Genomic DNA, 8,757 nt, shown 5'->3' with positions numbered 1-8,757 from the left:
TGATGTTGCCCTTGGCCGCCGCGGCCTCGGCGCCCTTGCGCACCAGGTCCCAGAACGTGTCGCCAGGAGCCGCGTGCGTGATGAAGGCGACCGTCATCGTCGGCGCGCCGGAGGCGGAGGCGGGCGCGGACGCCGCTTGCGTGGTCTGCTTGCCTCCGCTGGAACTGCACGCCGCCAACGCGAGCGCCATCATGCCGCTGGTCACCAGCACGGCGATTTTTGAGGTACGGGCCACTTCTGTCTGCCTTTCAGTCTCCGCACCCTGGAGGGGGGCGGATCGGGGGTGATTCGGTGCTCTTCGGGTGTCATCCCGCCGCCGGCGCGGTGCGCGCCGGCGGCCTCGTCCCCGCACCCCCCAGTGCGGGATCGTCAGTGGGGCAGGCCGCCTACGTGCGGGCGCTGCGCGGCCTTGTGCGCCGTGTACTCCTCATAGGCACGGCGCGTGGTGTCGAGCTCGCTGACCTGGCTGACCGGCACGTCCCACCAGGACTCGCTGTCCGGGGCGTGCACCGTCGGGTCGGTCTCCACGTGGATGACGACCGGGCCGCCGTCGGCCGGCGCGGATTTGGCGTCCTTGATCGCCTGGACGAGGCCCTCCCGGTCGCGTACCTCGATCACGGTGGCGCCGAGGCTGCGGGCGTTGGCGGCCAGGTCGATCGGCAGCCGGTCCCCGTCGAGCCGGCCGGAGGCCTGGTCGCGGAAGCGGTAGCTCGTGCCGAACCGCTGGGATCCGAGCGCTTCGGACAGCGAGCCGATCGAATGGAAGCCGTGGTTCTGGACCAGCACCAGGATGACCTTGACATGCTCCTGGACGGCGGTGACCAGCTCGGTCGGCATCATCAGGTACGAGCCGTCGCCCACCATGACGAAGACGTCCCGGTCCGGGTCGGCCAGCCGGACGCCGATACCGCCGGGGATCTCGTAGCCCATGCACGAGTAGCCGTACTCGACGTGGTAGGCCTTGCGCTCGCGCACCCGCCACAGTTTGTGCAGGTCGCCCGGCATGGATCCGGCCGCGCACACGACGACGTCCCGCGGGTCGGACAGCTCGTTGACGCAGCCGAGCACGGTGCCCTGCGTGAGCACGCCGTCGGCCAGCGCGTCGCTGACCTCCGCCGGCGGGTTGTAGGCGGCTTCCACTCGCGCGTCCCACTCGCTCCACAACGTGGCCTGACGCTCGCGGTAGTCCAGGTCCACCCGGTATCCGGCCAGCGCTTGACCGAGCGCGGTCAGCGCCTCCCGGGCATCGGCCACCACCGACAGGCCCGCGAGCTTGCCGGCGTCGAAGCGGGCGACGTTGATGTTGACGAAGCGCGCGTCCGGGTTCTGGAAGGCGGTGCGCGAGGCGGTGGTGAAGTCGCTGTAGCGGGTGCCGATCCCGATGACCAGGTCGGCCTCCCTCGCCAGGGCGTTGGCGGCGGTGGTCCCGGTCGAGCCGACGGCGCCCATCGCCTGCGGGTGCCCGTGCGGCAGTGAGCCCTTGCCGGCCTGGCTCTCGCCGACCGGGATGCCGGTCGCCTCACAGAACGCGCGCAGTGCGTCTTCGGCGCCGGAGTAGTGCACCCCGCCGCCGGCCACGATGAGCGGCCTGCGGGCCGCGGAGATGAGCGCCGCGGCGTCGGCGAGGTCGGCGGCCTCCGGCAGGGGCCTGCCCACCCGCCAGACGCGCCGCTCGAACAGCTCCACCGGCCAGTCGAAGGCCTCGGCCTGCACGTCCTGCGGCAAGGCGATCGTCACCGCGCCGGTCTCGGCCGGGTCGGTCAGCACGCGCATGGCGGCCAGCAGCGCCGCCGGCAGCTGCTCGGGGCGGTTGATCCGGTCGAAGAAGCGCGACAGCGGGCGGAAGGCGTCGTTGACGGTGACGTCCGCGGCGTACGGCACCTCCAGCTCCTGCAGCACCGGCCCCGCCACCCGGGTGGCGAAGGTGCCCGAGGGCAGCAGCAGCACGGGGATCCGGTTGACGGTGGCCAGCGCGGCCCCGGTGAGCATGTTGGTCGAGCCGGGCCCGACGGAGGCCGTGCAGGCCCAGGTCTGCAGGCGGTCCTTGTGGCGCGCGTAGGCGACGGCCGTGTGCACCATGGCCTGCTCGTTACGGGCCAGCACGTACGGCAACCGGTCCGGCCCGCCGGCCAGCTCGTCCTGCAGCAGCGCCTGGCCGAGCCCGGCGACGTTGCCGTGGCCGAAGATCCCGAAACAGCCGGCGAACAGCCGCTGCCGGTGGCCGTCACGCTCGCTCCACTGCGCGGCCAGGAAACGCACGACGGCCTGGCTCACGGTCAGGCGCACAGTGTCCGATGTCGCCGAGTCCGCGACGTTGGTCATCGGGGTCCTCCCATCGGCAGCCGGGGATCGACGGCTTGGCCGGCCCAGGTCTCGCGCACCCAGCCGTGGGCGGGGTCGTCGCAGATCAGCCAGGCGCGGGTGGCGCCGGGGCCGGCCATCACGTTGAGGTAGTAGAGGTCGTAGCCGGGCGGCGCCATGGCGGGACCGTGCCAGCCGTGCGGCACGAGGACGACGTCGCCGGTGCGGACCTCGGCGAGCACGTCGATCGGGCGTTCGGCGGTGCCGTAGACGCGCTGGTAGCCGACCGGGTCCGCGCCTTCGGGGGCGCCCGGCTCGGCCTGCACCTCGAAGTAGTAGATCTCCTCGAGCTCGGTCTCCACGCCGTCGCGCTCCTCGTCGTGCTTATGCGGCGGGTACGAGCTCCAGTTGCCCGCGGGCGTGATCACCTCGCAGGCGATGATCGAGTCGGCGTCGAGCACCTGCGGCACCCCGAAGTTGCGCACCTCGCGCGAGGCCGTGCCGGCGCCGCGCAGCTCGACGGGCACCTCGGCCGCGGCCACGTGCCGGAACGGCGGCGGCTCGGCCCTCTTGCCCGCCTTCGCGCCGCACAGGGCGATCTTGCTCTCGCGGTCACCGGCGGCGATCGTGAGGCCGGCGCCCCTCGGGACGTAGGCGACGTCGGTGGGACCGGCGAACACGCTGTCGCGCCCGGCGAGCCGGGCTTTGTGGTGCTGCCCGTCGCGGTCGACGGCCGTGACGTCCGCGCCGCCGCGCAAGGGGACCACGATGATCTCGCTGTCGAGGGTGTCCAGCTCCACCCGCGCGAACGGCGCCAGGGTGACCACGCGCAGGCTCGTGTGCGCCCACCCGGGCGCGGCATCGGTGACCGACACCTCGAAGCCGCCCTCACCGGCCGTACCGAACGGCAGCACCCACCGCGCGTTGTCGTTCATGAGGCACCTCCATGGACGAGCCCGGAGGCGACGTCCACCGCGGCGGCCACATCCCCGTCGGGCGGGAACAGCAGCGCCCGCCCGACGACCAGGCCCCGCACGGCGGGCAGGTCAAGCGCCTGCCGCCAGGAGGCGTAGGTCTCGTCGGGATGACCGGTCGGGTCGCCGCCCAGCAGCAGGGTCGGCAGCGTGGTGGCGTCCATGACGCGTTCCAGGTTCTCGACGACGGGCAGCTTCAGCCAGGTGTGCCGGCTGGTGGCGCCGAGCGCGGCGGCGATGTGGATGGAGGTGATGGTGGAGTCCGGATCGAGCAGGTTGCGCACCCTGCCGTCCGCTCCCCGCACCGAAAGGAACGGCTCCACCATCGCCATGACGCCGTGCCCCGCCAGCTCGGTGACCGCTCGGCCGCTCGCCTCCAGCATGGTCACCGTGCCCGGATCCTCCAGACAGATCCGGTTGAGCATCTTGCCGCCCTCCAGACCGCGGGCGACGATCTCGTCAGCGGTGTAGGCGGTGAAGCGGTCGTCCAGCTCGAAGACGGCGCCCTGCAGGCCGCCCCGGTTCATCGACCCGATCGCGACCTTGTCCTCCAGCGCCCCCATCAGCAGCAGGTCGTCCAGGATGTCGGGGGTGCCGAGCACACCGTCCACGCCGGGGCGCGACAGCGCGATCGCCAGCCGTTCCAGCAGGTTGCTGCGCGAGGCCATCGCCATGCGGTCCGCACGCACGCCGAGCGCGCCGCGGGCCGGATGGTCGGCGGCCACGATCAGCAGCCTGCCGTCCGCGCCCACCAGGTCGCGCCGCTTGCGGGCGGCCCATCCTTCGGTGATGCGCCACGGCTGGCGTACCCGGATCTCGGTCAGCTCGGCGATGCCGGGCCGGCTGGAGATGTGGGTCATCGTCCGCTCTCCTCTCCCTGCGGGGCCTCACCCAGCAGGGCCTCCACCTCGGCTTCGTACGGCATGGCGCTGGAGCACTCGAGACGGCCGGCGACGATGGCGCCGGCCACGTTCGCAAAGCGCAGGACGCGGGTCAGGTCCCAGCCGCTGAGCAGGCCGTGGACGAGAGCGCCGCCGAAGGCGTCGCCCGCGCCGAGGCCGTTGACGACGCTCACGGGGAAGGGCGGCACCTCGACGCGCTCGTCCGCGGTCGCGGCGAGCACGCCCTTGGGGCCCTGTTTCACGATCGCGAGCTCCACGCCCCGCTCCAGCAGGGCGGACGCCGCCCGCTGCGGGTCGGTCTCGCCGACCGCGACCTCGCACTCCTCCCGGTTGCCGACCGCGACCGTGACGTGCTGGAGCGCCTTGCCCACCAACGCGGCGGCCTCGCCGGGGTCGGGCCAGAACATGGGCCGGTAGTCGAGGTCGAGCACGGTGTGCGGGCGGCGGCCGCGAGCCTGCCAGGCGGCGAAGTGCGCCGCGCGCGACGGCTCCTGCGACAGGCCGGTGACGGTGGCCCAGAAGACGCCCGCCTCGCGCACGGCCTCCACCGGAATCTCGTCCGGCTCGATGAGCAGGTCGGGGGCGGTCGGATACCGGTAGAAGTACAGCGGGAAGTGGTCGGGAGGAAAGATCTCGCAGAACGTGACCGGCGTCGGCGGGCCGTCGACCTCGCCGGCGTAGGAGTCGTCGACGCCGAAGTCACGCAGCGCCCGGCGGACGTAGCGGCCGAACGGGTCGCGGCCGGTCCGCGTGATGATCGTGGCGCGGCGGCCGTAGCGGGCCGCGGCCACCGCGACGTTGGTCGCGCTGCCGCCGAGGAACTTGGCGAACCGCTCCACGTCCTCCAGGCCGACGCCGTGGTCGAGCGGGTAGATGTCCACCCCGCACCGGCCCATGGCCACCAGGTCGTACGCCATCACGCCCCCGCCACGGCGAGGAGGTGCCGGATGCTCGCCCGGACGTCCGCGGCCGGGTCCGCGGCCGCGTCGCCCTCGGCCAGGATGGTGTCCTGCTCCAGGACGTACCAGCCGGTGTAGCCATGGCCCTCCAAGGCGGAGACGATGGCCGCGATGTCGACGTCGCCCTTGCCGAGCGGGACGTACATGCCGCCGGCCACGGCGGCGGTGTAGGACTCCTCGCCGGCCTGCACGCGCCGCGCCCGGTCGAGCCGGACGTCCTTGAGATGCACGTGAGCGATCCGCCCTGGGTGCTCGCGAGCGATCGCGACCGGGTCGCCGCCGCCGATCAGCAGGTGCCCGGTGTCCAGGCACAGGCCGACGCGGCTGCCGTCGAGCACCCGTGCCGTCTCCGCCCCGCTTTCGACCATCGTGCCGACGTGCGGGTGGAGGGTGGCCACCAGGCCGCGGGCGGCGGCGGCCTCGGCGATGCGATCGAGGTTGCCCAGCAAGGTCGCCCAGCCGGGCTCGTCGAGGACCGGCCGGTCGTCGTAGCCGTCCTGCCCGGTGGCGGCGGCCAGGACGACGGTCGACGCCCCGGCGGCGACCAGGCCCTCCATCGCGCGCTCGACCTCAGGGAGGGGATCGTGCTCCGGATCGTGCAGGACGACCGGGACGAACTGCCCGACCGCCTTCAGGCCGTACCCGGCCAGGGTCGCGGCCTTGGCCTGCGGGTCGTCGGGCAGGAAGCCGTCGGGGCCGAACTCGGTGGCGGCCAGGCCGAGCGCGCGCATCTGGCTCAGCACGGTCTCAGGTTCCAGCTGGTGGCCCCAGCCAGGGACCTCGCAGACTCCCCAGGAGATCGGTGCGCCGGCCACGCGGCCGGCTACGGGTGTGGTCGTCATGGCGTGTCAATACCCTCGATCTCGGAGCCCTCGATTTCGGACAGGGCGACGGGTCTGCGCTCGGCCCTGGACAGCTCGCACGCCTCGGCGATGCGGAAGGCCTCGAGCGCGTCCCGTACGGTGCAGGGCGAGGGCCGCTCGCCGCGGGCGACGTCGGCGAAGGCGGTGAGCTCGGCCTGGTAGGCGGGCAGGAAACGCTCCATGAACGACCACTTCTGCGGGCCGCGCGGGAAGTCGACGCCCTCCTCCGCCGAGCGCATCGCCAGCGAGTGGTCCAGGCCGACGGCGATCGTGCCCTTCTCGCCGTGGACCTCCATGCGCACGTCGTGGCCGCCACCGTTGTAGCGGGTCGAGGAGATCAGCACGATCGTGCCGTCGTCCAGGGTCAGCAGCGCGCCTCCGGTGTCGACGTCGCCGGCCTCGGCGAAGAAGTCCGCGCCCTTGTTGCCGCCGGTGGCGTAGACCGTGGCCACCTCGCGGCCGCTGACGAACCGCAGGATGTCGAAGTCGTGCACATTGCAGTCGCGGAAGATGCCGCCGGAGGTCGGGATGTAGGACGCGTGCGGCGGAGCCTGGTCGTGGGTGCCGGCCCGGATGGTGTGGACGAATCCGAGCTCGCCGGAGGCCACCGCGGCCTGCGCCCGCCGGTATCCGGCGTCGAAGCGGCGCTGGAAGCCGACGTGCACCGGCACGCCGGTCGCGGCGACGAGCTCGGCGAGCTCGATGGTCTCCTTCAAGGTGGCGGCGACGGGCTTCTCGCAGAAGGCCGGCACCCCGGCGGCGATGGCCTGGCGCAGCAGCGGCGCGTGCCCCGGCGTGGCGGTGGCGATCACGAATCCGTCGATGCCCGAAGCCAGCAGCGCGTCGGCGTCCGGGGCCACGTCGAGGCCGAGCTCGGCTGCGACGCGCTCGGCGGCCCCGGTGTCGGCGTCCGTCACGACCAGCTCGTCGACGTAGTCGAGAGCGGCCAGAGTCTTGGCGTGGAAGGCGCCTATCCTTCCGACGCCCGCGAGCCCGATGCGCATGCGCGTCCTGTCCATTCACGTCGTTGGGTCGTCACTCGCTCTACCCCAGGCCTGGTCAGGCCATGGGCGATGTGGTTGAAGCCTGCCTTGTTCACATGGATCGAGTCAAGACTTTGTCCTGACATCATTGCGTAACGTCATATACATGAACAGAGGTACACTCGCCTCGTGGCCGTTCAAGTGGGTGTGACGCTCGATCGCTCTTCCCCCGTGCCCCTCTACCACCAGCTCGCCGAGCAGCTCCGCACGGCGATCGCCAGCGGCCGGCTCCAGCCGGGCGACCAGCTGGAGAACGAGCTCGCCCTGGCCGAGCGGCTCAGCCTGGCGCGCCCGACGGTGCGCCAGGCCATCCAAGAGCTCGTCGACCGCGGGCTCGTGCTGCGCCGGCGCGGGATCGGCACCACGGTGGCCAACCCCAAGGTGCACCGGCGTGCCGACCTCACCAGCCTTTTCGACGACCTCACCCGTGCCGGCGGGCAGCCCTCGACGAGCGTCCTGCGGCACGAGCTCGTGCGTGACGAACGCGTGGCCACCGCGCTCGACCTGCCGGCCGATACCGAGCTGCTCGCTCTCGTCCGGCTGCGGTTCTCCGGCAACCGGCCGCTGGCCATCATGCGCAACTGGCTGCCTCCCGCGCACTACGACATCAGCCGGGAGGATCTGCAGGAATCAGGCCTGTACGCGCTGTTGCGCGAACGCGGGGTGCGCCCCGTCGTCGCCGCTCAGTCGATCGGAGCCCGCCCTCCGACCTCGTCGGAGCGGCACCACCTCCGGCTCGAGCCCGCCGAGCCCGTCCTGACGATGACACGCACCGCCTTCGACTCCGGGGGCAAAGCTGTGGAGCACGGGGACCACTGCTACCGCGCCCAGGACTACAGCATCGAGGTCCTGGTCGACCAGCGCTGACGAGCGCTTTTAGTCTTCGGAGCGGTGCGCGTTGCGCCGTGCCAGGCGAGCGGCCAGAGCGACTGCGCCGACCACCGCGAGGATGACGGCGACCCAGGCCACGCCGAGGGATTCCAGCCACCGCGCGAGGGCGCCCTGCACGGCGGTCGCGGCGTCGACGATCGCCTCGCGGGAGGAGGCGCCCACGAAGACGCGCAGCTCGTACCAGCCGTAGTAGGCGACGTACAGGCCGGCCGGGATCAGCAGTCCGCCGCTGATGCGCGACACGTACGGCAGCACGGCCCGGGTACGGGCGACCACGGCCGAGCGGGCCAGCGCCACTGCCAGCGACAGCGCGGAGGCCACCAGGCCCATGCCGAGCCCGTAGGCGACGAAGACCATCAGGCCGCCCAGTATTCCGCCGGCGGCCAGCGAGGCGGAGGTCACCGCGAGGAACGGGCCGATGGTGCACGACAGCGAGGCCACGGCGTAGCTCAGGCCGTATCCGTACAGCGAGGGCAGCGAGGGCAGCGAGGCGATGAGACGGCCGGTGGCCAGCCGGGGCGTGCGGATCAGCGGCTCCCGCCGCCGTGAGGATAGGCCCAGGCCGCGGGCCCGATTCTTACGAGCCGATGACAACGCCGATCTTGCGCGCATTGATAGGCAGGCACACGTGCGACGGGTGGTGCAGGACCCTGTCCTGCACCACCCGTCCACCCTTGACCATCGCACTGGCAAGGAGTCTGGCGACCTGCCTTGGGGTCAGGCCTTGTACTCGGGGTAGCCGTAGCCCACGACGTGGGCCTTGGGCCGGATGCGCTGCTCGACCTTGCCGTTGCCGGTGTTGCCCTCGATCGCGGTGATCGTGC

8 protein-coding genes and 1 pseudogene are annotated in these 8,757 nt (G+C 72.3%); 1 reads left to right on the top strand and 8 read right to left on the bottom strand.

Annotated features, from left to right (window positions below; all coding sequences use genetic code 11):
• From ACTWQA_RS58000 to ACTWQA_RS57970, 7 genes and pseudogenes are all read right to left on the bottom strand, one after another.
• Window positions 1-235 (bottom strand): annotated as a pseudogene (locus tag ACTWQA_RS58000) (sugar ABC transporter substrate-binding protein); the annotation flags it as partial.
• Window positions 236-369: 134 nt separating this feature from the next.
• Window positions 370-2,322, bottom strand: a complete 1,953-nt coding sequence (gene iolD / locus ACTWQA_RS57995) for a 3D-(3,5/4)-trihydroxycyclohexane-1,2-dione acylhydrolase (decyclizing) (RefSeq protein ID WP_443167322.1) — start codon at window positions 2,320-2,322, stop codon at window positions 370-372.
• On the bottom strand, window positions 2,319-3,236 hold the full coding sequence (gene iolB / locus ACTWQA_RS57990) for a 5-deoxy-glucuronate isomerase (protein WP_443167321.1): 918 nt from the start codon (window positions 3,234-3,236) through the stop codon (window positions 2,319-2,321). The genes iolD and iolB overlap by 4 nt, the downstream gene beginning before the upstream one ends.
• Window positions 3,233-4,135 (bottom strand): class I fructose-bisphosphate aldolase, encoded by a 903-nt coding sequence (locus ACTWQA_RS57985; protein WP_443167320.1) that lies wholly within the window; start codon window positions 4,133-4,135, stop codon window positions 3,233-3,235. The genes iolB and ACTWQA_RS57985 overlap by 4 nt, the downstream gene beginning before the upstream one ends.
• Complete coding sequence (gene iolC, locus ACTWQA_RS57980; RefSeq protein WP_327583775.1) at window positions 4,132-5,094, bottom strand: 5-dehydro-2-deoxygluconokinase; 963 nt, start codon at window positions 5,092-5,094, stop codon at window positions 4,132-4,134. The genes ACTWQA_RS57985 and iolC overlap by 4 nt, the downstream gene beginning before the upstream one ends.
• A complete protein-coding gene (locus ACTWQA_RS57975; protein ID WP_443167319.1) occupies window positions 5,094-5,978 on the bottom strand; it encodes a TIM barrel protein in 885 nt (294 codons plus the stop codon). The genes iolC and ACTWQA_RS57975 overlap by 1 nt, the downstream gene beginning before the upstream one ends.
• Entirely contained in the window at window positions 5,975-7,003 is a 1,029-nt protein-coding gene (locus ACTWQA_RS57970) for a Gfo/Idh/MocA family protein (RefSeq protein ID WP_443167318.1), read from the bottom strand. Before ACTWQA_RS57970 ends, ACTWQA_RS57975 begins: the two co-directional genes overlap by 4 nt.
• A 168-nt stretch (window positions 7,004-7,171) precedes the next feature.
• Between ACTWQA_RS57970 and ACTWQA_RS57965 the strand changes: the two genes are divergently transcribed.
• The gene (locus tag ACTWQA_RS57965) at window positions 7,172-7,909 is read left to right on the top strand and encodes a GntR family transcriptional regulator (RefSeq protein ID WP_443167317.1); all 738 of its coding nucleotides are present in this window, start codon (window positions 7,172-7,174) and stop codon (window positions 7,907-7,909) included.
• A gap of 9 nt (window positions 7,910-7,918) precedes the next feature.
• Here the strand turns inward: ACTWQA_RS57965 and ACTWQA_RS57960 are convergent, their stop codons facing one another.
• Window positions 7,919-8,527, bottom strand: a complete 609-nt coding sequence (locus tag ACTWQA_RS57960) for a hypothetical protein (RefSeq protein ID WP_443167316.1) — start codon at window positions 8,525-8,527, stop codon at window positions 7,919-7,921.
• Between the last annotated feature and the right edge of the window lie 230 nt (window positions 8,528-8,757).

This window comes from Nonomuraea sp. 10N515B (assembly GCF_052245915.1).
Taxonomy (GTDB): domain Bacteria; phylum Actinomycetota; class Actinomycetes; order Streptosporangiales; family Streptosporangiaceae; genus Nonomuraea.
The sequence above is the reverse complement of the archived record's forward strand: the minus strand, read 5'-3'. Positions and strand labels throughout refer to the sequence as shown.

What these genes read in the sequence shown, in the direction of transcription:
- ACTWQA_RS57985 (WP_443167320.1), bottom strand. Translation starts at nt 4,135, where the DNA reads ATGACCCACATCTCCAGCCGGCCCGGCATCGCCGAGCTGACCGAGATC.
- iolB (WP_443167321.1), bottom strand. Translation starts at nt 3,236, where the DNA reads ATGAACGACAACGCGCGGTGGGTGCTGCCGTTCGGTACGGCCGGTGAG.
- iolC (WP_327583775.1), bottom strand. Translation starts at nt 5,094, where the DNA reads ATGGCGTACGACCTGGTGGCCATGGGCCGGTGCGGGGTGGACATCTAC.
- ACTWQA_RS57975 (WP_443167319.1), bottom strand. Translation starts at nt 5,978, where the DNA reads ATGACGACCACACCCGTAGCCGGCCGCGTGGCCGGCGCACCGATCTCC.
- ACTWQA_RS57970 (WP_443167318.1), bottom strand. Translation starts at nt 7,003, where the DNA reads ATGCGCATCGGGCTCGCGGGCGTCGGAAGGATAGGCGCCTTCCACGCC.
- iolD (WP_443167322.1), bottom strand. Translation starts at nt 2,322, where the DNA reads ATGACCAACGTCGCGGACTCGGCGACATCGGACACTGTGCGCCTGACC.